The following is a 25,642-nucleotide window of genomic DNA, read 5'->3' as shown; positions in this document are numbered from 1 at the left end:
AATGTTTTCGTAAATGCAAACGTTCTCCCTCACGGTTCCTCACTAAAACATTAAGTACATTAGTCCATTTCTTCGTTTAAGAGGAACTAGTTTTACATAAGATAAAGCACTAAAAAAACTGTGCACAAAAACCTGCATGGTAACAAGTTTTTGGCACAGTTCTATTATTTGATCCCTTTCATAAGTACCTGAATCTTTGGAGCCATGAAATATAAAATAACACTTAAAACAATGGATATTCCGCCAATTACACCGAAATAAATAATCTCTGTTTCAGGATTATATAATCGAACAAGCTGCGCATTGATAGCTTGTGCAGATGCACTCGTTAAGAACCATAGACTCATTGTTTGAGCAGAGAACGCTGCTGGTGCTAGTTTTGTAGTAATAGATAAGCCGACAGGTGATAAACAAAGTTCCCCGATTACGACTAAAAGGAAGCTAATGCTTAACCAAATTGGGCTAACAAGGGATTCGGTACCATGGATATATGCAGGAATAATCATTACTAAGAATGATAAACCAGCAAATAATAAACCGATAGCAAATTTATTTGCTGTACTTGGTTGGCGTGAATTCAGCTTTACCCAAAGCCAAGCAAACACTGGTGCTAGTAAAACAATATAAATAGGGTTTAAAGATTGGAACCATGAAGATTGAACCTCAAATCCTGCAAAGTTTAACTGCGTACGTTGATCAGCATAACTAGCTAAGATGATGGCTCCCTGCTCTTGAATCGCCCAAAACATTGTAGCAGCGATAAATAGTGGTATGTAAGCAATTAAGCGAGATTTTTCAACTTTTGTCGTCTTTGGACTACGGTACATAAAGACAAAGTAGCCTGTTGGAATTAGAATACCTAAGATACTTACAAGTAAAGTAAATCGATCAATCGTTAAAATACCTGTTGGAATTGTTAACACACAAACTAGTGCAATTGCGATAATACCAATACTAAACTGTATAAGGACCTTTTTTCTTTCCTTGTCTGTTAAAGGATTTGGTACTTGCGTTCCTGCTAATCCTAGATTTTTCTTTTTCGTAAGAACATACATAATTAATCCAAATAACATACCAATTGCAGCCACACCAAAACCTAAGTGAAAGTTATACTTTTGACCGAGTGTTCCAATCACAAACGGAGATAATAGAGCCCCTAAATTAATACCCATATAGAAAATACTGAAACCTGAATCACGACGAGTATCCGTTTCGTTATATAAATCACCAACAATACTAGATACATTCGGTTTTAATAACCCTGTTCCAAGTACTAAAAATACCATTGAAATAAATAATGTACTAACCGTTCCTGGTAGAGCTAAGATGAGATGACCAATCATTATTAAAACGCCACCCCAAAATATTGTTCTACTTGAACCTAATAGGCGGTCAGCAATCCACCCACCAATAATGCCAGACATGTAAACTAATGAACCATAGATAGCCATAATGGATGCAGCTGTGGCGTGATCCATCCCTAAGCCACCTTTAGAAATGGAATAGTACATATAGTAAAGTAATATTGCTCTCATTCCGTAGTAAGAAAATCGCTCCCAAAATTCTGTAAAGAATAAAGTAAATAGTCCTTTGGGATGTCCAAAGAAACCATTTTGCGGAACGGTGCGAATAATATCGCTTTTGTTAAGCTTCACCATAAAAACACACTCCTAATATACAGATATAATGATGCTAATTAAGTATATAACAAAAAATAGAAAATTTAAACAAATATTAATTAGTTAAATGATTAGATTTTTTAGAAAAAACCAAATTATATATTGTTTTTAATGATGATTTCATTTAAATTATATAATATAGATATATTAATTAGAATGTTAATACTGTATAAATATAAATACAAATGTAGGAGGATTTACATATTGTCAATGAAAGTCGTTGCCATAGAAGATATTTATCAAGAAATATTGGATGGAAAACGGAAACGATTCCCTCCGAATACTTGGAAAGAAGATATGGATAACAAGCTCGCCCGCAGAGTAATCACATATTTATTACACAGTATCTTAAAATGGGATAAGGAAGATATCAGAAAAAAATGGAACACTCAATTACTTGTAAAGTATAAATTACGAGGATTACTCAAACATAGATACGAAAGTAGCCCTTTTAAAGCAATAAATGATTTATATCCAAACGAGTTTAACGAATGGGAATTTGGTATGACTCCTTTAAATTTTTGGACGAAAGAAAAGGCATTAACGATTTTGAGATGGATGATTGAAGAAAAAAAAGGTTTATCGAACGAAAAGCTCTTACGCGTATACGGCAAAAAATGGTTGGAGAAAAACAAACTTAGTGCCCCTCTGGCTATGTACTGGAATAGTAGTCCGTTTGCAATGATTAACGATCTGTACCCTAGTCGTTTCAAAGAATGGGAATTTCTCATGACGCCCAATAACTTCTGGACAAAAGAAAAAGCATTAGAAGCATTGAAATGGACCATTGAAGAAAAAGAAAAATTAACTCCCGAACAAATACTGGATGTATATAGTATAAAGTGGTTAAAGACTCACAGATTAGCGTCTCCATGTCAATTAATGTGGGGAAATAGTCCATTTAAAATGATAAACGACTTATATCAAGGTCGCTTTAAAGAATGGGAATTTAAAGTTACACCAGTTGGCTTTTGGTCCAAATGTAAAGCACTAGAAGCATTAAGATGGACCATTGAAGAGAAAGAAAAACTGGATGAAAAACAGCTATTAAAAGTATTTAATCAACGATGGCTCATAAAACAAAAATTACGGACACCCTTACAACGCTATTGGAAAGGAAGCCCCTATGGAATGCTTTTTTCTTTATATCCAAATCGATTCTCTAAAAGTGTGTTAAAAGGGTATTGTAATAATTAAAGTGGAAATGCAAATAGTAAAGGACTAATCGCAACTGCTTATAATCATCTTGCTGATGTTTACGCATCCATTACGGCTGTAATTGGAACCGGTATTGCATTGTTAAACAATATTTACCCAATCCCCTATGCAGCTTATGGTGATCCACTTGCTGGGATAATTGTATCCTTTTTTGTTTTAAAGCTTGCTATTAGCATGGGGAAAGAAGCTACCTATATATTAATGGAAGGTGGTTTACCCACTGAGAAAAGTAGTGAATACGAGAGAATGATTCAGGAACACCCTCGAACAATCGCGGGTGTTTTTAATGGATAAAGAATACAATCGATATGAATAGGACTTCTACTCTTTTCATACCGATTTACATTTGTTTATAAGTTTCATACGATATTCGCGGAAAAATGGCAGCATCTCTTTTATAAACAAGACTCAAAAGTTACCATACCTGACAACGGAAATATTAATGTAACTCTAGTTCCTTTATTCACTTCAGATTCAATGCCAATTTTCATTCCTAATTTTGAGCACAGTTTTTCGCATAGATACAAACCCATTCCTGTACTTTTGCTAAATCTCCTTCCATTCTCTCCAGTAAATCCTTTTTCAAAAACTCTATTTATATCTTTAGTTATTATCCCTACTCCATTATCCTCTATAGTTAGTATTACTGAGTTAGCTTTCTTAATTGAGTATATACGTATCATTTGTTCTTTGTTATTTGAGTACTTTATAGAATTTCCTATTATTTGATTAATAATAAATTCAACCCATTTCCCATCACTATATACGATTTCATCAATATCCTGTATGTCTAATTTTATTCTCTTATGAATAAAATCCCTATAGTTTCTTTTAATTACATTCCTTACTACATTATCAAGGTTGATTGGCTTTATCATATAGTCTTTATTAACGTTATTACTTCGAGAATAATACAGAACCTGTTCTACAAACCCCTCGATTCGATCCATTTGAGAGTCAATTTTATTCGTTACTTCATTTTGATTATTTTCAATTATTAGCTTTGTAGAAGCTATCGGTGTCTTAATTTCATGCACCCATGTCTCTATATATTCTCTGTAATCTATTTGCATATCTCTATAATATTTTACATTTTCATGCATATCTCTACTTATTTCTTTCAGTATAGCGTTAAGCTTTTCCCCATGTATAAAGTTTGCTTCCTTTACTACCTCTGGAAGTAGGTATTTTTTCTCCAAGTTTTCTAATATACCATTAATCTCATTATAATAATTTTTACATTTTATAAATTCTATAGCCATATATGAAATCAATGGAAAAAACCAAATACAAAAGACAAAGCATATTATAATGAACTGAACATTCACAGTCAGCAATATACCTGCTAGTATAATAAATACCAGTACATTTGATAGTATTACTACCATTTTATCTTTAATAAATTCACCTATATTCATGGCATTATATACCCTAAGCTTCTTCTTGTTGCAATTGGATTTTCTATACCTATCTCTTCAAGCTTTTTTCTTAATCTATTTATATTAACAGTTAAGGTGCTATCATCCACAAAATAATCAGATTTCCATAAGGTTTCTATGAGTGAATCTCTTTTTACAATATTTCCGCGATTATTTATTAAGCAAGAGAGTATTTTAACTTCATTTTTAGTTAACTCTACAGACTTGTCTTGATAAGTAACTGTTGCATTTGAAAGATTTAAATTAAAATCTCTATAAATTAAGATATTATTTGTCTTTAAATCTCCATATGTTCTTCTTAAAATGTTTGTTACTCTTGCTAATAGTATTTCTGTATTATAAGGCTTTGTTATAAAATCATCTGCTCCTAAATTCATACTTATTAGTTCATCTACATCACTATCTCTGCTTGTAACCATGATGATTGGAACATCTGAAGTTTTACGTATTTCCCTGCATATATAATAGCCATCGAACACAGGAAGATTTATGTCTAGCAATATAAGATCTGCATTCTCACTTTCTATATATTCGATAATATGATTAAAATCTGTAGGAGCCTTTACTTCATATCCATACTTTATAAAAAAATTTTGTAATTCTTCTCTGATGATTTCATCATCTTCAATCAGTATGATTTTTTTCATGACTTTTCCCTTCCTATATAGAATATAAGGCTATCACATCTTGAGAAACAAGGTGTAATAGCCTTAATGAGCATTATAAAATCAAGTATTACTTTTTACAATATTTTTATACCCGACATATGTCGTGTAGAAATATCCTACATAAACTACAAGAAATACTAAGCCCGTCATCAATGCTGGTAAAATAATGTCTGTTTGTTGAAATGTGTTAATATAATAATTGACTACATAAATTCCAACTATAGAATGAATTATGGCAAGAAAAACTGGAAGACTAAAGTATACGAAAGTTTGAATGAAAATCGTTTTGTCGATCATTTTTCCGTTTGAACCAATTCTCTTCAAAGATTTATATCGATCTATACTATCACTGGCTTCTGATAATTGTTGAAGAGCTAATACAGCCATACTCGTTATTAAAAATACAATACCGATATATATCCCAATAAACAGTACGATAGTTTTCAATCCCTTACTTCCTGCATAAACTTCATCCTTTGATTTGCCTGCTATACGATTAATATTTAATTTCGGGCCATTTTCGTCATAAAAGCCCCGCGCAACGTTATCATATTTTTTATTATATTCTTCTCTATTTCCATCTAAATAATTTACATTAAGTACGGATTCAGTAATTTTGTAGCCTGATAAAAACTCATCATTTATAACGATTGTGAAGTAATTAGTTCGCACATCATAAGAGTAAAGATTCTCTTGTATAACTTTAGTGTTTTTTACCAAATATTCTTTTTCTTTAATATTCATCTTATTGCTATTTTTTAATCTTTCATTTGTCGAATTAACAAATCGGCCTTCATTTGATAAAAGTAAAATTTCATTGTTATTTAAAGTGATTTCTTTTTCACCTTTAAGATTTAAAATTTTATTATAATCAGATACTTTAATGAAATCTATACTCATATTATAATCTTTAAGTTCTGGTACAAAGTCCACCACTTCCATCCCTGTTCGATATACATTATAAGATATATATTTTTCGTTATTACTTATTTTAAAGTTAGCTTTCTTTAATACTTCTTCTATAGTGTAACTTTCATCTTTATTCTCCAACGTAATACTGGCATCAAATGGCGTTACTTCTTTCGTTGTTGCGTCCATCATTCTGTTAAAGCTAATTCCTGTAGATAAAGCCACCATTGTAAGGCATAACATTAAACAGATTACAGACATGGATATAAAATTTGTATTAACCTTACTATTAATTTGTTTGATGATAAATATATTTAAACCTTTAAAATAGACTTTTTTATTCTTCTTTACAACATATAATATAAATCCAGATAAACTAAAGAAAAACAGCAATGTACCTAATATACCAAGAAGGATTGATACCACGAGCATAGGATTAGTAAAATTCAATCCGATTTTTAGTACAGTGACATATGCATATCCAAGTGATGCTACACACATAATAAATGTGATTACATAGATAAGAGGATTTCTAAATTTTACATCTTCGTTTTTTCTACCTGCTGTTAACAAATCAATTATTTTGTATTTAGAAACAACATATACATTAAATAACATAACAAATAAAAACATGATTCCAAAGTATAATACGCTTTTACCTATAGCACCTGTTGAAATTGCAAATTTATATTTATTGATGGGCAAGTCAAATAGCTTTAATGCAAATGTAGATAACCCCTGCGATACTCCAATACCTATTATAAGTCCACTCACTAAAGATATAACGCCAACTAGAAATGTCTCTGTTACTAATATTCTGGATATGTTTCTTCTTCCCATACCTAAAGTCATGTATATTCCTAATTCTTTTTTACGTTTTTTAATTAAGAAATTATTTGCATACAATATTAAACCACCTAATATTACAGATACAAATACTGACACATTTGAGATAGCGTTCATTACTGTAGGTACATACTTTCTATCTGAAGCGTTAATTTCCATAAGTGCCTTTTGTGATTCTATTGAGTTAAAGCTATAAAATATACAAACAGCCAGTGTTAGTGTTAAGAAATATATTGCATAATCTTTAAAACTTTTCTTTACATTCCCAATAGCAATCTTAGAGTACATTATTATCGTCACCTCCAAGAAGGGTTATAACTTCGATAATTTTAGTAAAGAATTCTTTTCTGGAATCATTCCCTCTTACCAACTCGATAAATATTTTTCCATCTTTAATAAAAAGAATTCTACGAGCATAGCTTGCTGTAAATGCATCATGAGTAACCATAAGTATTGTAGCTTTTAAATCCCTATTAAGACTTTCAAATCTTTCGAGTAATAATCTAGCTGATTTAGAATCTAACGATCCTGTTGGTTCATCTGCAAGTACTAAAGATGGATCTGTTACGATAGCTCTTGCCGAAGCAACCCTTTGTTTTTGTCCGCCTGATATTTGATAAGGGTATTTGCTTAATACTTGTCCAATGTCTAAATATTTTGCAACTGCTTGTATTTTGCCATCAATTTTTGAACTTTCCTCACCTTTTATAGTTAACGCTAGGGCAATATTTTCATAAGCAGTAAGGGTATCTAATAAATTAAAGTCCTGAAATACAAACCCTAATTCATTTTGTCTAAACTTATCTAGTGACTTTGATTTTAACCGAGTAATGTCACTATTATTTATTATTATTTTTCCCGTAGTAACATTATCAATAGTTGATATACAGTTAAGTAATGTAGTTTTGCCACTTCCTGAAGGCCCCATTATCCCAACAAATTCTCCCTCATCTACCTTAAAACTAATATTATCTATAGCCTTTGTTACATTATCTTTATTACCATAATATTTTTCAATTTTTTCTACACTTAATATATTTCGCATTAATACTTCTCCTTTTTCATTATAAAAATTCTTTAACTCCCATTCATTTATGTAATTCATTTTATATAATTTCATTTATAGTATCGCTGGAATTACATTTCATTAACATTACATTTTTGTTATATTGAGTGATATCTCTACATGTAAGTTATCAGAAATCGCGATGGTATAAGTAAGGATTATTCGATGCCTTACCAAAGAGGCAGATAAATGTAGGGGTATCGGTTCTGGTGCAAAAACGATAAGACATATGTAATTAGTGGAAATAAACAAACTGGTTACGGCGTAACAACAGCTCTATTTAAAAGACATGGATTCATAGTCATTTGGATGAGACGTATATCAAAGTTAAGGGAGAATGGCGTTATCTCTATCGTGCAATTGATAAAGATGGAAACACGTTGAATATTCAACTTCGTAAAAAACGGGATCATCAGGCTGCCTATGCCTTTATGAAAAGATTAGTAAAACATTTTGGAGAACCAACAGTTCTCACTACAGACAAAGCTCCAGCCTTGCTTTGTGCGTTCAAAAAACTGAAGAAGAACGGCTTTTATGTACGTACAAAACATTGTACCGTTAACTATCTCAATAACCTGATTGAACAGGATCATAGGCATGTAAAGAGACGTTTTGCCAAATCCGCTGGATTTCAAAATCTTCGTCATGCTTCACGAACCATAAAAGGGATTGAAACGATTCAGGCCATATATAAACAAAAACGAAGTCTTGAATCAGACTCCGTCTTTTCAGTGTACAAAGAACTACAGCAATTAGTAGCGATTGCTTAAAGTCTATTTCCAATTTGTAGACCTCTCTATATTTTTTCTAACTTTGCAACAGAACCGAATATGTTCCCTTTCCGTTTTCCTTTTCAAAAAATGAAACTAAATAATACTTCCCAGGTTTCGCTTCAAATTTCCCTTTTATATTATTTCCATCCGCTTGGCCCGTAATAACAGGATGTTCTAAATCTGATTCGTGATATACATCCCATTGTATCCCAATTCCCAGTTCATCTATAAAAGAAATATCTACTTCTTTTGGAGATGTGACATTGAATGTGTGCATATACGCCATATTTGGACGATCCATATTTCCTTTTGAAAGCTTATTAAAACGAATTACCTTTGCATTTTGATAGTTATGACCTGCTGGCTCATCCTGTTTTACGGTAACCGATGTTTGTCCTCGGCCTACTTTTCCTTTATTATCTTTCACTGTTAGCTTTGCAGTATATGTTCCCTCTTTTCCATATACATGAGTAGGATTTGCTTCTGTACTTGTTGTACCATCCCCAAAATCCCAGAGATAAGAAACAATTTTTCCACCTGTGCTTTCTGTACCATCGCTATGAAACTCAACTTTTTCATTTAATATTTCATTGTACGGTCCATTCATATTTACTTTAACAGTCTGTTTTTCTTCTTCTCCCGTTGCAACACCATGGAATACAACATCATATTCAAATTGATTTTTCTCATTCACACGATAATTAACAAAATACGCTGTAACTGTTTTGTAGCCGCTCCATTCTTTTTGCGCTAACTGTTCTAAAGATTGATTGATTTTCTTGCTCATCGTTTTCCAATCCTCAGATTCTCCTTTTGTTACGCCACCTGTATATGTCCCTTCTAATGTAAACGTATCAAAAAATTGAGACTTATGCTTTGTAATCGTTGCATCTTTTATCTTTGCTACATCCGTAATGTCTTTCTTTACATCAGCTAGTGGCTTTGGTGAAGGGGTAGCTAAATAATCATCTGATACTTGCGGAGTATTATATGTACCCTGATTATCAATTAACTGCTTCATATAGTCTTGGTATCCTTTATTTAAATTTGGATCCTTACTTAAAGCTTCACGATATGCGTCATAATTCTTCACATCATTTGCACGAATGAAATCTTGAATCTTATCGAAAGTTTCAAATTGATGAGTATATAAGTAAGACTGCAGTGCAAAAGAATAATTATAAAAGTCCCATTTTTCGTCTCCTTCTCCATATTTCGAAAATAATGTTCGTTCTGCTGTATAACGTTTCGCAGGATCAGATGATAATCCACTAATTATACTTTTGCGCGGAACAACATTATTCGTACGAGTAGATCCTGCAAAAAATTCTGCATTTCCTTCTTCAAACCAAGTCAAACGTTGATCTTGATACATTTCTCCTTGTCCCCATGATCCTGGAACTTCGTATCTTCCCTGTAAATAGTGTGTAAATTCATGACGGAACAATTCTTCCAAACTATAACGACTTTGCTGCGGTGTACGCTCAAATGTAAAGAACGTTCCGATTCCTTCAATATAAATTCCACCATTATTCGTATCATATCCATATAGTTGGCTATTTCGTTTATATTCATCTGGATTATTATAAATGACGATTGTCAGTACATCATCAGCTTTCCCTGATTCTAACGCTCCATCTTTTCCAATTACACGATGATACTGCGCTTTTACTTCTTTTGCAGCCCAATATAGTTTCTTAACCTTTTCTTCCGCAACTTTATCTCCTGTTTTAAATACAATAGAGCCGTCATCGAATGTATACGTTTTTGGTAAGTACTGCTGCTGGCCTTCTTCACGTATTTTCTTAAAATCTACTGTATTTCCGTTATAATCTTTTCCACCATAGTTTGTTGAAATTTGCTCTACCGCATTAAAATAAGCCTCACTTAAACGAGGGTACATATGCATTGCTTGTGTAAGTACTTCTAAAGGTTTATTTGGATTACTATGGAAATTCCCTAAACGACCAGTATAATATATACCATTATTAATTAACCATTTATTTTCTGTTGTTAGATGGTTCAAAAGAGCCATTCGACTAACTTCATTTATGTAACCATCAATTTTCCCATACCATATTGTTTCATCCGCTTTTTTACGTGTCTCAAACAAGTAAGACTGTATATCATCATCAATCCCTTGTATAAGCTCATACAAGGCGTCCCCTTTCTTCTTGTCACTTATATATGTGGAAATATTATCGTTATATTGCTTTAATATATTCGCCGCATATTGAACTGTTTCAGCATCACAAGAAGCGTTTCTAATTAATTTACCGTATGCAGATACCACTGCATCCTGTTTATCTGTACCAAATTTAAAATTCGGATTTTTTGCAATTGCTTTTAATGCAGGTAAACATTTATCATGAAAGCTTCTCTCATTTAAATAGCTTACCTCTTTATTATTAAAGCCTACATAAGATATGGAACGTAATACTTCAGCAAACGTCTCAATCCCTTTTGTATCATCTTTTGTAAATGTGCTTCCACGACGACCTAATTCATCAATAATAACCTGTATTCGCTCTTTATTCTGATAAAACTCTTTTGTTTCTTGATTAAATTGATCTAAATCTGTAATTTGATTCCAACTAATACTTGCCAATGTATCGATGAATTCGTCATTACTCATTCTATTCAGCTCTGCCACAGAATACTTTTGCTGAAATTGTTTTGCCGCTGCTCGTTTCACGACCGGAGCTGGACGTTGTGAAAAATCGCCTACTTTTAAACGTTCTTCATAAGACAATATTTCGTCTGCTTTTGTAGAATGTGCAATTTCATATGTTGAAGTTTCTATCCCAATTGGTTTCTTTTGTAACACATTATAAGGTGTGTTTTCTTCCGCTGATACTTGTGTTTGGATACTTCCAAATGATAAGGCCATTGTACTAATACCGAGCATCATTTGGGTAAACCTTGATTTCTTGTTCATAACATTTCCTCCATTTATATATTACATTCAATAAACAACATATTATCCCGATGAAGTAATGTAAAATGCAATATTGCATATTCTTTCTTTGTACATTTCTATACACGGTAATGTTGAACAAAAAATCATAAAATGCCTCCTATTTTTGTGTTTAAAAACCTTGTAAATTTATGTGTGTTCAGATAAACATACCTTTGCAAACAAAAAAGAATCCCAAAAGAAACGAGGAATTCTTTTTTGTTTTATCTTTTTATCAGAACCACATTAAATAAATAGCTTTCTACTAATAAACTTATTCATAACGAAGGGCTTCAATTGGATCTAATTTTGCTGCTTTGTTCGCTGGGATCAACCCGAAAATAATACCAAGTGTCATAGAGAATAACACACCGCCAACGACTACTTGCCATGAAACAAGTGGTGGCCATTTTGCAAATGTTGACACAATATATGCACCTCCATAACCAAGGCCAATTCCAATTAATCCTCCAAGAAGCGTTAACATAACAGCTTCAATTAAGAACTGTAGTAAGGTTTTACTACGCGTTGCTCCAAGTGCTTTACGTACCCCAATCTCACGAGTACGATCTGTTACAGATACAAGCATAATGTTCATAACACCGATACCACCAATAATCATCGTCATGATATTTGTCATTTTAGAAATACCCTCTTGAATTTCTTTTAAGTTTAGTACCTTATATTTACCTGTAAACTCACTTTGCTTACGACTATTTAATACATCAGCTGCTTTCTTTCCAGCGGCATCTAAATTATCGATTTTTTTCGCTTGGACAGAAATACTTTGAATTTCATCTGTTCCATACAACGTTGGCCATAACGTTAATGAAATAACGCCTCGGAATCTCCCATTCCCATAAATCCACCTGTAGCTTCATATACACCAACGATTTGCATTGGTTGGCCTTTCATTTCAATGATTTTTTCCAATGGGATTCTCTTTTTCAAATATCCTTTTTTCTAAACCCGCGCTAATAATGACAACATTATTTCCTTGTTCAATATCTGTATCATTTAAAGAATGACCTTTTTTCACCTTAACTTTATTTACAGCAAAGTATTCATCGTCTAGCCCTTTTATATTTACCATTTCTTTTTTATCATTAACATCTAGTGTTTCCATATTTTAATTTGTCTTAATTACATGTGCATTCTCTGAAATCTTCTTCTGTCAATTTCGGTTTTCCTATTGATTCCATACCGGATGGATCATTCATGTTGGCCTTATAATGAATAGAAATCACACTATTTCCAGAACCAACAAATTGTGATTTTAATGCAGCTTTCCCGCCCTGTCCAATCGCAACAACGGTAATAATAGAACCTACACCGATTATAATCCCTAGCATTGTAAGGGCTGAGCGCAGCTTATGAGCTAGAATAGAAGATAGGGAAATTTTGATACTATCTAGTAAACTCATACCGCACACCTTCTGTCTTCTGTAATTTTTCCATACTGATCACGCACCTTTTTTAGAATCATACTATCAGTATGTCCAAGTTTAGGAGATTACTTGAAATGGTCTTGAAATTTTCGCACCAGAACCCATATATCCAAGTATCAAAGCTAACCGCATTAACATCGTCTATTACTTCGAAAACCTTATCTAAGTCTGTCTTACCAATTGGTAATCTCCCTTCATTCCAAATTAAATAAACCTTCTTATTATATTCATCGTAACAACTATTCAAATATGAAATTATTCATCAATTGTATTTATTTCAATGCACTGAGTTATTTTTGACCATTCAATGCGTCCCCCTTGTGTAATATAAAAATTAGTTTCAAAATTTATAAGAACCATTTCTCTTTCTTCTTTAGATAAGATTCTTATATTCTGTCCCAAAATTTCAATACATTCCTCTAACAATGTTCCCATACTATCACCTACTTGTTTAAATAATTTAATAATGATATATAAGTTTCTTCGTTCCCCTCAAGTCGAACCTTTTTATCGGGTTGTAAAGAGATATGAGGAAAAGGGAGTGAAATAAATAATCGTATACAACCACTCTCTTATTATAGATATGTTCTGTTTGTGAACATATAAAAAGGGAAAAGAATTATAAAAATCCTTCTCCCTTTTTACCTACTGGAACTTTCATAATCATTAGCTTCGCAGTACATCGAAAAATGCTGTAGAATTTAACTTTTCTATCATAACAATATAAGCCGTCTTTTAATATGTAATATTGCATATTAAAATAACCTGCTATCTATATAAGCACTTACTATAATGAGAGTATAAAGATTCATAATATCTTAATATAAAAAAGGAGGAAATGATTATGGAAATCGCAATGGCAATTTTGAAATTTGTAGGTGGAGTACTTCCATTCGTTCAAGAACTTTTAAAAGCATTTATGTAGGCTTATCATTCAGCAATTATTTATAAGAATTATCATACAAATGATCTGTATATCAAAGATGAATTGATGTGCAGATCATTTGTGTGAGCAAACTTTAAACAAGAAAAAGAATCCTAGAAACCATAAGGGATTCTTTTTCTTTATGTAATTAAGGATATAACATTTTTTCTACCGATAATGGGACGTTATGTTAACTTTACATGGATGTCCTATTCATCCAAATTTGCACAAAATTGTCCTTGCTGATGGTACAATTAGAGGGTTCTGGTGCAAACCTCGAATGCTGTCAAAATATACACAAAAATATGAGAGTAATTACAAACGTTCAATCTTTACAAAGTATAAAAATACGGATTTTTATATTGATTTCCGAACAACTCGTTCTCATGAGAATATAACATTCATGTTGGATTATCTACGTAATCATTTTTGCACCAGAACCAAAAATAAGCCCAAAGAATTAAATAATTCTTCGGGCTTATTTTTAAAGTTAGGAAGTTACATTCTTTCTTCCTATAAATAATCTCACAGAACAGGACCAGCGACATGTAAAGCGACAGACACTTTTCCAAATCCGCAGGATTTCAAAACATTCGTCATGCCTCACGTATAGTAAACGGCATCGAAACCATTCATGCCCTGTATAAAAAAGACGGAGTCTTCAACCAAACTTCGCTTTTTCGACGTATAATGAATTACAGAAATTATTGATGACTGCAAAAAATTTGTCTTCCTCAACCATAGATCTTTTACATTTCAGTTAATTTTGCAAAAGAAGTTAATAAAATATATCTAATTATTGATTCACCGCTTTGGCTACAAGTGCTGCGTATGCTTCTGCACCTACTTTGGTTAAATGCACACCATCAGGTGCAAAGTAGTCTCCCTTTCCAGCACTTGCTGCATACCAATCTACTAAAGTTATATTCGAATATTCAGATGTTGTCGATTTTAATCTCTCATTCACGATTGATTCCCACGGACGTGGTACCCTCGTATTAATAAATATCATTTTACGTTCATTCCCAATTAAATTTATTAATGATACAAGTTGCTCAGTAGTAAAGGCTCCATTTGTACCTAATCCAATAATGACATAGTTTCCTAAATTCCCTTCATTCTTTAACTGTTCAACTACAGGAATCGCTTTTGACAGTTGGCGACCAATTTGTGCATCAATCCTAATATCAGGAAAAGTATTTTTTAAATACGGAGCAATATCAATCATAACGGAATCGCCTATTGCAGTAACGGTGTGAGCATCTTTAGGTTGCGCAGAATTTACTTCTTTTGATTCTTCTTGATTTTGTGGCGTCTCTTGAGTTGGATTATCCCAAGATGCAACTGGATGTTTCGCAGGGTGTGTTTGTACTGCTTCCGCCTTATCTAGTTGAGGATTCTCCTTAGCCTTACTAACTTTTGTTAACCCAAAGACGGCTATCGACGAAACGAATACTGCACAAATTAAAGCTAACTTAACACCTAAAGCGACATTTTGAATTCTTAAATTCTTAAACTCAATATTTCGGAGCGCACCTTGTCGGATTGGTTTTTCAATATACTTCCATGAAATTTGCGCAATCATTATAATTAGAAGAAATTGAAGTATTGCTCTTATTAGTGAAAAATCTCCAGCATTTACTTTTGGAGTCGTCAATGTAAGAATTGGATAATGCCAGAGGTATATGCCATACGACCTTATCCCTATCCAGCGTAAAGGTCTAAATCGTAAAAATTGAGCGATGCGGCTAGCTGGATGAGCAAGATTTGCCACTAACAATGCTGTTGCAATTGATAAGAGAACCATTCCTCCATTGTATAGAAACGGATCATATTGATTCGTCTTCCAAAACATAAGTAATATAATAATAAGAGCAGTTCCTCCCACTACATCAAGAATGAGACGCGCCTTTGGAATAATTTTATTTGCAAGCCTATTGCTTGGCCAAAGTAAGGCAAGTGCCGCTCCAATAAGTAAAGAAAAGGCCCTCGTATCTGTGCCATAATAAATTCTGCTCGGATCAGTTCCAGGTTCATACAAAATTGCCATCGCTAAAGCTGAAGCAACAGCTCCCAGACAAATCAATAAAATCATACGGGATTGTTTTTTTATGTGGTAAAGTCCTAAACTAATGATAAACGGCCAGACAACATAGAATTGTTCCTCAACTGCTAACGACCAAAAATGATTCAATGGAGAGGTTAAAATTATCAAAGTACGATAATTTATGATAGATATACCACCAGTTACTAACATAAAATAACGCCGCTAATGAATCTCCACACATTTTTTCAAGTAAAGAGCTATGAAAAATCGTAATCCAGGCCAACGTTATAACGAGCATAACAAACATTGCTGGAAGCAATCTCCTTGCCCTACTAAGCCAGAATTTCTTCAAATCAATTCTCTTATTTCTCTTCCACTCCATCGCTAGAATATCTGTAATTAAATAACCTGAGAGTACAAAAAATACAGTAACCCCTAAAAATCCTCCAGGCATCCAATTAAAATTAATATGATACAAAATAACACCTAGTATAGCTAGGCCCCTTAGACTGTCTAATCCAACCATATAACGACTATTTTTTTTAAAAGGTTTAGTCACCTACAATCACCTCTATTTCTTGGAAATTAGGTAAATAATAGCGGTATAAAATGCTATTAATTTCCTAAAATCGTATAAGCTAGACTATTACAAACATCATTTGGGAAGGCTCTCTTTTTTATAATAACATGCACAGCAACTATCACTTTATCACTTTATCACTTTATCACTTTATATGGTAGTTAAATTTTCCCGACCCACACTGAATAGTCCCTTATAAGCCCCATACAAGTAATAAATTATTACAAAAACAAAAAAACGAACTGAATTCCCCATAAATAACTGTAGAGATATAAAATTTTAGCCCAATGGGCATATAGCGGTACCCCTAATGAATTTTTTACTTTCTTAGTGCCTCAGCAGGCTCAGTATTAATAAGCTTATAACTTGCTGTTATGCTGATCACGATAACAATAATTGCTGTTACTAAAATAGAAAGAAACATTTGAAGTATCGTGATAACTAAACCAAGATCAAAAGCAATACTGATAAAATATGTGAAACTAATTAGAAAAGCATTAAAAACAGACGCCATTCCCGATAACAATACATTTTCACTGAGTATCATTCTTCGTATTGCGCCTTTACTAAAACCTAGTGCAGATAGTAACCCCAATTCTCTATATCTTTAATTTTGCAACTTAACAAGCAGAATGATGCTGATAAAGAGACCTATTGCTAAAATCAGAATGGATACTATTAAAAACAGGCGGTTAAGGCTATTAAAGGTGCTTTACAAGGCTGCAACTTCGCTTGAAATATTTTACTATCTATATCTTTTACTTTCAGCATTTTGTTCACAGAAACAATATCATCGAAACTTATCACATCATAGCTAATTGAATAACATTTTTTATCAATGATGGATTTCGAGATGATTGGATACAGGTGGGTAAATGAAAAGGACTTACCTGTTGCCAGGGTTCTGATCTATTGAATGCCGCGTCCTCTCTAAACAAAAGAATAGATTTTATTTTGTTAAAAAACGGTTAGAACCCAATTATGGCGGATGTGGTAGGAGAAGAACAGCATGAGAGAACGTCAACCGCTCCTTGGCCGTCCGATCACGCTGGAGTAGTGGTTAGCTTGGTACTTCCCTCCTAAAAAAAGGCTATCTTAAAAGACCCTGATAAATAAAGGATACAATCAGGGAAATATGAATAACGATAATCTGCTACTCCTATAAAACAGATTATCTATCTAATCGTGTAGGATTCTCTGTAGTTTTTGCTTCATAGAATCCATTTAATACACGGCCACCTTTACTTTTTAAAACCTTCACAGGAGTCGGACGCTTGTTTATAAGCGCTACTCCCCCTCGTTGATACATTTTATTCGCTAGATTAATATGCATTTCAAATGCCATACCACGGTTTCCTAGTCCCATTGTTATTCCTCACTTTCCACTGGTAATATTCTATTTCAATTGAATATGCAATATCCCCTATTTATTTATTGTAATATCACTTTATCAACTATCATTTAATAGCGCATCATTAATATTTATTGATAAATCAACATTTGTAATTTGATTCCTTATATTAAGCTCTGATAAAATACTTTTAAACACTTTATTCAAATGTTTACATTGGGATTTATTGTTATACACAGCTATACGTTTTTTGTGTATTATATAGCAGAAGAGTAAGGTAAGAGTTACTCTTTGCCATTTTAGGAAAGGTTCTGTTGGAGACAACAGGACCTTTTTTCGTAAAAGGATTAGCTTACTTTTAAAAACTTTGCAACAGAACCGAATTACTACTTACGCCAACATAGTTTTATTGTTATATTTAAAATATGAGAATTTGTGAAATTATCAATACGAACAATTATTAGTAATAGGAGGTTTTATTATCAAAGGAAAACATCGTAACATTACCCTCGCAATATTAGGACTATATTCCGTTCTGATTCTCTACTTTATGTTCCTTGGTTTCGATAGATTGGGATTAAAATATATTAACCATGAATATGAATTCCAGTTAATACCGAGTAGTATTCCTTTGAGCTTGCCAAATATGGTAGATAGAGAAGATTTTAATCTATGGTTTTTTAATTTTGGAAATTTAACAGCATTCATACCTTTTGGGGTATTAATTCCTATGTTATATCGTTGTAGCTTTATTAGATTTATTACTTCATTCTGTATTTCTATTCTTATACTAGAAGTACTACAAATGGTTACTTTTCTTGGTGGTTTTGACATTGATGATGTAATTGTGAATGCAATGGGTGCTACGATAGGATTTTGTGCCTATAAAATAGGATTTCGCTCTAATAATACTTTGAAAAACTTTATTATTACAGGTGTAATAGCATTTATCATGACATTAGGAGTACTTGTAGTTGTAGGTGAAATTAATAAATCATTAGAAAAGGAACAACAATCCCCCAAAAATGGAACCGTTATAGCGCTAAATCAACTGACCGAAAGTACTGGATATGTACCGAATGTTAACAATTCCACAAGCTTTGAAGTGGCTCATAAAAAAATTGAACCTAAATTAAATATGTTTAGTAGTAAAGGGACAAATTCTCAGCAATTTAAATACTTGCTAAAAGGTAAGTATGCAAAACTTTCGGGATATCTCGGTATCCCTGATAGTGCGAGCAAACATTCCGGTAAGATAATTTTTTCTATTGATGGAAAAGATGTACAAACCATTCGATTTTCTGAAGAAAGCATATCTACATCCACAAGTTCCTTTAAGATAGAGTTGGCTAAAGCAAATGAACTTAGTATTAAATTTATTGATACAGATGCATTGCTATGGGATGTCAAGCTTACAGAATGGAAAAAATAATGAATTGAATTCCACTAGTTTAGATACTAGCGGATTAAATCTCTGGTTTAATACTACAAATTGTACAAACTTACCTGAGGCTATAGTCTCAGGTGTTTTTTGTTCGTTGTGTTCGTTTGTTTTGTTACCCCTTATCATCCCTTAACAACAAATAAGACGATAAACCGATCACAGCAGCGCCTAAAATAGCCATTCCTATATACATGTATGTTATAACCTTATCAAATGTCCATTTTTTTCAGTTTCATATTCATTGTGTAATTTCTACAAAATAAAACCATTACTATCGAAGTAATATGTTCCCCCGTTAATTACCCTTGATTCATTTGTTGCAAGTCCATAATTTCCAGGAATCCAATACATCCATTTCCCATTAGCAGACGACTGTTCCCTACCCTCTTTCCTAACTAGCTTTCCACCAGGGTTGAATAAGTACCATCTACCGTCTATCTTCAACCAAGGGCTATTATTATCACAAGGAGCAGATGGGTCAAACATAAGTATCCCATTGACATAATACCAATCTACTTCATTTTCACTTTGCACCCAGGAGTCTATGAAAACCCTAGTAATATTCAAATGGTAAATCAGAAATAACCTGTCCTTTCTCCTCTTCATGACCTTCATCACATAATGCCACAGCAGGTATAACTAATCCTGCCGTTAACGAAAACGCTATTATTTTTTCTTTGCTTTGCGTGTTTTTCACCCTATGAAATCAATAAAATAATATATAAAGATGAATTATTTTATTGATTGTGTCAAAAATAGAAGAGTGGATTTTATCAACATTTTTTATAAAATTAATTGTCTATTATTTGTTATTTGCGACTGATGATATGTGTTACTCCTGAATTAGAAAGATACACATTTTGGGGAGTTTTACAAAAAGAAGATATCACGCTTACTGACGTAACATAATTAAAGGAGAATAGAACTTGATAAAACATATACTCAGTTTCATTCTTGGAACAATTGTTATATTAATTGGTTCCTCTTGGATTATTCCTTACACCCTCGAAGCAATTGACAGTAACGTAAGTCATATTACTCGTGACAAAAAGTATTTTAGTAAGCTATATGACTATGATATTAACCTTTGGATGATTGCAAACTTTATATTTTTCATTTTTTGTGCAATTACTGTTCTTATATGTAAGTTACCTAATTATAAGAAGAACAGAAGTACTCATATAAAAAAATATAGTCATACAAATCAGCGTAAAAAAGCAAAGAGAAGGCGTCGTAAATAATTGTTTTTTATAGGGGTACTCACATCCATCAACTTAAGAATTTAGAATTACCCAAAACGAAAAAGGGTCCTAAATTAATTGGGCTCTTTTTACCTTTCTAAAATGTGAAATTTTGTATAAAAGTTTACATTCACTTCTTGAATCATTTATAGCTAATTTTGTAATAAATTTTTCAATATAGGTATAACTGTTATTTATGGTTTTGATATAAAAAATTTACAAAAAACAATATAATATAAATAAGATAGTAATCCCTTTTGTATTCTCTTTGTACAAAGATAAGATTGTGTTCCCGATCTTATCTTTTTTCTTTGGAGATTTTTGATTCAAAAAAGGAATCCTTATAATAAGGATTCTGCAACAGAAAATAACAAAATATAAATAATAAAAAGAATTACTTATATTATAGCTCATATAGCAATAATATAATATTGAGAAATTTTTACATAAATTCAGTATGTATTACGTAGTGTAAGTAAAGCTAATTTCAAAATTTGATATACTAAAAGAAAAAATTAGGATGATAAGGCTATGCCAACAAAAGAATTTCAAGACACAATACAGCATTTTTCTTCTTTCTTATTAGATAAAGGAAGAAAACCTTCCACAATTAAACGATATGTTTATGATATTGAAGATTTTGGTCAGTGGTTGCAAAAATCAAAAAAGCTTCCCTTACCCAATATATGGACGACACTTAGTACCGAGGGTTATGAAGAGTATTTTAATGATTTAAAGAAGCAACGAAATTACTCTGATAAAACGATACATCGTGTTTATATTGTCCTAAGTAGACTTTATCAATATTTAGGCCTACCTAATCCATTAGAAGATATGAATCTCATGATTCAGCCTAATCGGGCGTTACGTGATGAAGACTTTATTTCTAAAGAGGAAGAAAAACGGCTAAAGTACATATTAACTTCATTAGAAGGATTAACAGAAAAACAACGCTCCGCTCGTCCAGTACTTATGGATCGTAACATTGTTATTGTGCATTTACTCATTAATAATGGTTTGTCCTTAAAAGAACTTGTAGGTTTACAGATGAAGCACGTTCATTTTGAAAAAAATACAATCTCAGTACCAGGAATAGTGGGTATAGAGAGGACGGTTCTTTTATCTGAAGATGATAAAAAGCGATTATGTAACTATTATATAACTATTCCTGAACCTGTTCGTCCAAAATATCATAGCAATGATCCACTATTCGTAGCATACGATTTTACTCGAAAAACTTATCATTGGTCATATGACAACGATGCTCCAAAAGCCTTAACAGAAATTGCTGTTCAAAAAATGATTCGACTTGAAGTTGAAAGAGCGAATTTACGAAAAGGAATTTCAGCACAACATCTACGGAATACCTTCATTTTACGGCTAATCGAAAATGAAGTTTTAGAGGGGCAAATTATAAAACAGGTAGGTTTTAAATCTAAACTTTCATTAAAAAGATATTATGATTATATCGATTAGACCTATTCATCTTAAAAGCCGATTATCCCTTAGCGTACAGGAAATCGGCTTTTTCTATGTGAGGAATCGTCTAACGTACGAAGTTCACATTTTGTTGGTGCTAATTCTAATAGGGGTCACCTTATCAAAAAAAGAAAATCGTACATTATTAAGACCTAAATTCTGAGAACCCTTGAGAAATAAAGAAGCTTACATATTAGGCATATCTAATATGTAAGCTTCTTTGATTTAGAGGTCATCATTCAAAAATGAATCTATTATTTAAAAGAACCAATTTTGAAGGGAAGCACTGATTGTTTACTTTTTATTCACATGATAGTATAGCTCGAGAAGATCTGCCACAGGAATGTCATTTATTTTCATACCTGTAATATCACTCTGCTGTATTTCCACGTTCCTAAGGTTACTTTTCTTTATTTTACTACCTTTAAGGTTACACCTTTCAAATGTGATTGGATTACCTTCATCTCCAAGACTTGTATCAATGAAACGAACCCCCTCTAAAGTTACCAAAGCCATTTCACTATTAGAAAAATTTAGATCGGCAAACAATGTATTTCTAAAATTTATATTGTGGAACTTTGAATGACTAAGATTACAATTATTAATGTGGCTGCTCATCAAGTTACTATTGCTAAAAGAACTACCTTCTAAAGTTACTTGATAACACTCCGTTTTAGCCATATTACAGTTTTCATATTGAGTACCTGAAATGTCCTCATTTTCAACTGATTTTTCTATCCCTAATAGGGTTTCTATTCTCTTTATATAACAATATTCATCCTCGGTTTTAAAGGTTGCTTGATATCCCATTTTTTCATAAAAGTAGTGATTGTTTAGCTGTCTACTAGATGTTTCAAGATCCCAGGCTCGCACATTCGGAAACTCTTTTTCTATCAAATCTATGACCTTTGAGCCTATGCCTTTACCTTGAGAGTCAGGGTCTACAAAAATACGGTCTATTCTTCCGAAAGATTTACCGGAAATCGTGACAATAATTCCACCCACAATTGTTTTGTTATATATAACCTTGAAGTAATTTAACTCCTTAATCATATACTTAGTCATTTCAATTGAAGAGTACCCTGGTGGCTGAATATTATAGTCGATTATATTCTCTTGATTTGGGAGCCATTTTTTTGCTTCTTCATCAAAAGTTCTTTTCTTAATTTCTGTTAACTTTTCAGCATCCGTAATAGATGCTTTCTCGATCCTTATCGTTGACATTTAGACGTCCCCTTTAAACTTAGCATTTGGCGCCTTTAACCCTTATATTACCATATCTGAACTGGTTTGATTTTTCAACTGGGCTACTTCCTAAACATTATTCCTCATTTACCAATCTGTTTATACTCTTTTCAAACTTTTTAACAAAACCAATTTAATAATATAACATAAAAAAATTCTAAAATTTCATGCAATATTGCATGAAATTTTAGATTGCAAGCCATATACTTTCTAAATATAATAAATATAAATATAGCCGAAATTTCTGAAAATACAGATATACGTTTTGTGAAAGAAGATGGAATAGAGGAAACATCTATTTCATAGGTAGATTATTAAGTGTATTTATTTTTTGATACATAAATCACACTTTAAAAATTGATTTTTTGAATCATTTTTTAATAATATAAAATAATATTTACGCCAGTACCTTGGGTAATATCTTTAACAAATATCATGAACTCAATTAAACAATAAAGATCATCAGAATATATGATACTATAACATAATCTTTATTTATACCCTAAATTTTCTGAATAATTAAAATAAACTTACTTTTACAACGGGTACAATTAATATGTAGGATTTATCCTAAAAATTTGATGAATGGTGGGAATGAAATGAACCGCAAGATGTTAACAAAATGGTTTGGAATTATAAGTTTAATCATTATGTTGCTAGGAGTTTCTATGCCACAAGCAGCAGCCGAGATAATACATCAAGAAAAATTTCAAATGAACTGGAATTATATTAAATTCAAAGGTACTGAAGTAAAGGTAAAGTCAGACTTTCTAAGAACGTCATCAAAAGATGTTGCGTATTGTTTATCACCTGAGTTGAATTCACCTAATGGGGATAACCTTTCTGAAATTGGAAAAGAGGATGATTTTGTATATCGTGTCTTACTTTATGGATACCCTCAAAAAACGCCAGCAGAATTAGGGGTTTCTACAAAAGAGGAAGCCTACTATGCAACTCAATTAGCTATCTGGATTGCATCTAAAAAAATTGAACTCGCTGATTCAAAAACAGAAAACCAACAGATATATAACCTTGTAAAACATCTGGTAGAAAAAGCTTCTAAAGGTACTGAAGTGCAGGAAACATATTTGAATATAATACCTACTGGAAAACAAACTGTAGAAAAAAATGGAGACTATTTTGAAACAAATTTATATATGGTTCAATCAAATGCAGTATCTGGAGTATATTCCGTTCAAATAGAGGATGCACCAGAAGGAGTTCAAATTATAAATGAACAAGGTGAAAAAAAGAATGAATTCTCTATCAAGGAAAATTTTAAAGTTCTGATTCCGAAAAACACACCAAGTGGAAATTTCAAGTTAAGAGTAAATACAAAATTGCAGAGTTTACAAGCAGTTATCTTTGATGGACAACAAAGGGTTCAAAATACAACTGCCTTATTACCAAGAACGAGCGAGAAAAGCAGTGCAGATATAGTAGTAAAATGGGAAACATTGGGGTCTTTAAAAATTATGAAGGTAGGAGAAAATAGAGAAGTCTTAAAAGGGGCTGTGTTTGAGGTTGTAAGTGAAAATGGGAATTTCATAAAAGAAATCACTACAGCTGAGAATGGAATTGCTACATTAAATAACCTTCCTACTGATACGTATGTTATAAAAGAAATTCAAGCTCCAGAGGGATATGTACTTGATCCTACAATAAAAAAATTAGAAGTAAAAACTGGCGAGATAGCAGAAATAAAAATCAAGAATCGAAAAATAAAAAGTGAACTAGAAATCAAAAAAGTGCATGCTACATATGAAAATGCTAAACAATCTTATGATACACAAAGTAAAGAGCACATAGAAGAAAAGGATCTTGCAAGTAAAGAAAAGCATTACCTGCCATCAGCAGGAACAAAGCTTCCAACACCCCCATTTGTAGGACTAGGATTTATTATTTTAGGAATCTATATATTAAAAACAAGAAAATATCATGGTTAAAATCTATAAACAATAAAGGTTTGTTACCAATGCTTAAAGCTAAATATGCTAAGAAATGTTTTGTAAAAAATGTAGATTATAACTACTATCACAAATGAAAGCGCTTTCTAAATGTGCAACTATTAAAAAAGGTTCTGTTACAAAGTTTCTTACTATCAAATTAGATGAAGTATTTTGCATTAACTATTATGAAACCATAAATAATTTTTGTAATTCACTTCACGTCGAAAGACAGGAGTCTAGTTTAAGACTTCTGTTTTGGGTTCTGGTGCAAAAATAAAACACAAGGGAATAAAGCATATATATTCCTAACGGAATCGTATCTTATGTTGCAAGTCCAAACAATTGATGGATGAATTCTTTTTGATTTTGTACAGACTGG

Annotated in this window: 17 protein-coding genes and 7 pseudogenes; 9 read left to right on the top strand and 15 right to left on the bottom strand. The window is 32.2% G+C overall.

All coding sequences use genetic code 11. The annotated features are described in order from the left end of the window. Positions 1–164: 164 nt before the first annotated feature. Positions 165–1,658: a peptide MFS transporter gene (locus Q3V31_RS26560; protein ID WP_097872347.1), complete on the bottom strand. Its 1,494-nt coding sequence runs from the start codon at positions 1,656–1,658 to the stop codon at positions 165–167. Positions 1,659–1,883: 225 nt separating this feature from the next. On the opposite strand from Q3V31_RS26560, the gene Q3V31_RS26555 reads away from it, so the two are divergent. Further along, complete coding sequence (locus Q3V31_RS26555; protein ID WP_090814173.1) at positions 1,884–2,876, top strand: DUF4046 domain-containing protein; 993 nt, start codon at positions 1,884–1,886, stop codon at positions 2,874–2,876. A 15-nt stretch (positions 2,877–2,891) separates the two neighbouring features. After that, positions 2,892–3,161: pseudogene (locus tag Q3V31_RS26550) on the top strand (cation efflux transmembrane domain-containing protein); the annotation flags it as partial. 131 nt (positions 3,162–3,292) lie between these two features. On the opposite strand, the gene Q3V31_RS26545 reads toward Q3V31_RS26550, so the two are convergent. From Q3V31_RS26545 to Q3V31_RS26530, 4 genes are all read right to left on the bottom strand, one after another. Then, positions 3,293–4,315, bottom strand: a complete 1,023-nt coding sequence (locus Q3V31_RS26545; RefSeq protein ID WP_090814172.1) for a sensor histidine kinase — start codon at positions 4,313–4,315, stop codon at positions 3,293–3,295. Continuing rightward, on the bottom strand, positions 4,312–4,983 hold the full coding sequence (locus tag Q3V31_RS26540; protein ID WP_090814171.1) for a response regulator transcription factor: 672 nt from the start codon (positions 4,981–4,983) through the stop codon (positions 4,312–4,314). Before Q3V31_RS26540 ends, Q3V31_RS26545 begins: the two co-directional genes overlap by 4 nt. A gap of 81 nt (positions 4,984–5,064) precedes the next feature. Further along, positions 5,065–7,047 carry an FtsX-like permease family protein gene (locus tag Q3V31_RS26535; protein ID WP_097872346.1) on the bottom strand — a complete coding sequence of 661 codons (1,983 nt, stop codon included), beginning with the start codon at positions 7,045–7,047 and terminating at the stop codon, positions 5,065–5,067. Beyond that, a complete protein-coding gene (locus tag Q3V31_RS26530) occupies positions 7,037–7,804 on the bottom strand; it encodes an ABC transporter ATP-binding protein (protein WP_090814169.1) in 768 nt (255 codons plus the stop codon). Before Q3V31_RS26530 ends, Q3V31_RS26535 begins: the two co-directional genes overlap by 11 nt. A gap of 258 nt (positions 7,805–8,062) precedes the next feature. Between Q3V31_RS26530 and Q3V31_RS26525 the strand changes: the two are divergent. Both Q3V31_RS26525 and Q3V31_RS26520 read left to right on the top strand, forming a co-directional pair. Continuing rightward, positions 8,063–8,164 (top strand): annotated as a pseudogene (locus Q3V31_RS26525) (2-thiouracil desulfurase family protein); the annotation flags it as partial. Then, positions 8,131–8,595: pseudogene (locus tag Q3V31_RS26520) on the top strand (IS6 family transposase); the annotation flags it as partial. The pseudogenes Q3V31_RS26525 and Q3V31_RS26520, both read left to right, overlap by 34 nt. 37 nt (positions 8,596–8,632) lie before the next feature. Here Q3V31_RS26520 and colA read toward each other — a convergent pair. From colA to Q3V31_RS26505, 4 genes and pseudogenes are all read right to left on the bottom strand, one after another. Continuing rightward, positions 8,633–11,536 (bottom strand): collagenase ColA, encoded by a 2,904-nt coding sequence (colA, locus tag Q3V31_RS26515; RefSeq protein WP_090814168.1) that lies wholly within the window; start codon positions 11,534–11,536, stop codon positions 8,633–8,635. 292 nt (positions 11,537–11,828) lie between these two features. Beyond that, positions 11,829–12,978: pseudogene (locus Q3V31_RS26510) on the bottom strand (ABC transporter permease). 58 nt (positions 12,979–13,036) lie between these two features. Continuing rightward, positions 13,037–13,249: a CDI toxin immunity protein gene (locus Q3V31_RS31025; protein ID WP_425332961.1), complete on the bottom strand. Its 213-nt coding sequence runs from the start codon at positions 13,247–13,249 to the stop codon at positions 13,037–13,039. A gap of 8 nt (positions 13,250–13,257) precedes the next feature. Next, a complete protein-coding gene (locus Q3V31_RS26505) occupies positions 13,258–13,437 on the bottom strand; it encodes a CDI toxin immunity protein (RefSeq protein WP_002094895.1) in 180 nt (59 codons plus the stop codon). Positions 13,438–14,442: 1,005 nt separating this feature from the next. Between Q3V31_RS26505 and Q3V31_RS26500 the strand changes: the two are divergent. Then, positions 14,443–14,691: pseudogene (locus tag Q3V31_RS26500) on the top strand (hypothetical protein); the annotation flags it as partial. Between the two features lie 32 nt (positions 14,692–14,723). On the opposite strand, the pseudogene Q3V31_RS26495 reads toward Q3V31_RS26500, so the two are convergent. The 3 genes and pseudogenes from Q3V31_RS26495 to Q3V31_RS26485 all read right to left on the bottom strand — a co-directional run. Continuing rightward, positions 14,724–16,533: pseudogene (locus Q3V31_RS26495) on the bottom strand (acyltransferase family protein). Positions 16,534–16,873: 340 nt separating this feature from the next. Continuing rightward, entirely contained in the window at positions 16,874–17,149 is a 276-nt protein-coding gene (locus Q3V31_RS26490; RefSeq protein WP_071734989.1) for an FtsX-like permease family protein, read from the bottom strand. 603 nt (positions 17,150–17,752) lie between these two features. Beyond that, a pseudogene (locus Q3V31_RS26485) lies at positions 17,753–17,920 on the bottom strand (Holliday junction resolvase RecU); the annotation flags it as partial. A gap of 520 nt (positions 17,921–18,440) precedes the next feature. Here Q3V31_RS26485 and Q3V31_RS26480 point away from each other — a divergent pair. After that, complete coding sequence (locus tag Q3V31_RS26480) at positions 18,441–19,337, top strand: VanZ family protein (RefSeq protein ID WP_255260657.1); 897 nt, start codon at positions 18,441–18,443, stop codon at positions 19,335–19,337. A 264-nt stretch (positions 19,338–19,601) separates the two neighbouring features. On the opposite strand, the gene Q3V31_RS26475 is transcribed toward Q3V31_RS26480, so the two are convergent. Together Q3V31_RS26475 and Q3V31_RS26470 are read right to left on the bottom strand one after the other, a co-directional pair. Continuing rightward, complete coding sequence (locus Q3V31_RS26475) at positions 19,602–19,835, bottom strand: hypothetical protein (RefSeq protein ID WP_329767515.1); 234 nt, start codon at positions 19,833–19,835, stop codon at positions 19,602–19,604. 67 nt (positions 19,836–19,902) lie between these two features. Beyond that, the gene (locus Q3V31_RS26470; RefSeq protein ID WP_329767514.1) at positions 19,903–20,046 is read right to left on the bottom strand and encodes a hypothetical protein; all 144 of its coding nucleotides are present in this window, start codon (positions 20,044–20,046) and stop codon (positions 19,903–19,905) included. Between the two features lie 229 nt (positions 20,047–20,275). Between Q3V31_RS26470 and Q3V31_RS26465 the strand changes: the two genes are divergently transcribed. Continuing rightward, on the top strand, positions 20,276–20,590 hold the full coding sequence (locus Q3V31_RS26465) for a hypothetical protein (protein ID WP_000589781.1): 315 nt from the start codon (positions 20,276–20,278) through the stop codon (positions 20,588–20,590). 531 nt (positions 20,591–21,121) lie between these two features. Then, entirely contained in the window at positions 21,122–22,066 is a 945-nt protein-coding gene (locus Q3V31_RS26460; protein WP_097871413.1) for a tyrosine-type recombinase/integrase, read from the top strand. A 297-nt stretch (positions 22,067–22,363) separates the two neighbouring features. On the opposite strand, the gene Q3V31_RS26455 is transcribed toward Q3V31_RS26460, so the two are convergent. Continuing rightward, positions 22,364–23,293, bottom strand: a complete 930-nt coding sequence (locus tag Q3V31_RS26455; protein WP_097871411.1) for a GNAT family N-acetyltransferase — start codon at positions 23,291–23,293, stop codon at positions 22,364–22,366. 620 nt (positions 23,294–23,913) lie between these two features. Here Q3V31_RS26455 and Q3V31_RS26450 point away from each other — a divergent pair. Then, on the top strand, positions 23,914–25,260 hold the full coding sequence (locus Q3V31_RS26450; protein WP_097871409.1) for a SpaA isopeptide-forming pilin-related protein: 1,347 nt from the start codon (positions 23,914–23,916) through the stop codon (positions 25,258–25,260). Positions 25,261–25,642 lie beyond the last annotated feature (382 nt).

The organism is Bacillus nitratireducens, assembly GCF_036320425.1.
Taxonomy (GTDB): Bacteria; Bacillota; Bacilli; order Bacillales; family Bacillaceae_G; genus Bacillus_A; species Bacillus_A nitratireducens.
The sequence above is the reverse complement of the archived record's forward strand: the minus strand, read 5'-3'. Positions and strand labels throughout refer to the sequence as shown.

Bases quoted from the DNA above. Each gene is read 5' to 3' on its own strand.
- Q3V31_RS26560 (WP_097872347.1), bottom strand. From the start codon at position 1,658: ATGGTGAAGCTTAACAAAAGCGATATTATTCGCACCGTTCCGCAAAAT.
- Q3V31_RS26545 (WP_090814172.1), bottom strand. From the start codon at position 4,315: ATGAATATAGGTGAATTTATTAAAGATAAAATGGTAGTAATACTATCA.
- Q3V31_RS26540 (WP_090814171.1), bottom strand. From the start codon at position 4,983: ATGAAAAAAATCATACTGATTGAAGATGATGAAATCATCAGAGAAGAA.
- Q3V31_RS26535 (WP_097872346.1), bottom strand. From the start codon at position 7,047: ATGTACTCTAAGATTGCTATTGGGAATGTAAAGAAAAGTTTTAAAGAT.
- Q3V31_RS26530 (WP_090814169.1), bottom strand. From the start codon at position 7,804: ATGCGAAATATATTAAGTGTAGAAAAAATTGAAAAATATTATGGTAAT.
- colA (WP_090814168.1), bottom strand. From the start codon at position 11,536: ATGAACAAGAAATCAAGGTTTACCCAAATGATGCTCGGTATTAGTACA.
- Q3V31_RS26505 (WP_002094895.1), bottom strand. From the start codon at position 13,437: ATGGGAACATTGTTAGAGGAATGTATTGAAATTTTGGGACAGAATATA.
- Q3V31_RS26475 (WP_329767515.1), bottom strand. From the start codon at position 19,835: ATGTTTGACCCATCTGCTCCTTGTGATAATAATAGCCCTTGGTTGAAG.
- Q3V31_RS26460 (WP_097871413.1), top strand. From the start codon at position 21,122: ATGCCAACAAAAGAATTTCAAGACACAATACAGCATTTTTCTTCTTTC.
- Q3V31_RS26455 (WP_097871411.1), bottom strand. From the start codon at position 23,293: ATGTCAACGATAAGGATCGAGAAAGCATCTATTACGGATGCTGAAAAG.
- Q3V31_RS26450 (WP_097871409.1), top strand. From the start codon at position 23,914: ATGAACCGCAAGATGTTAACAAAATGGTTTGGAATTATAAGTTTAATC.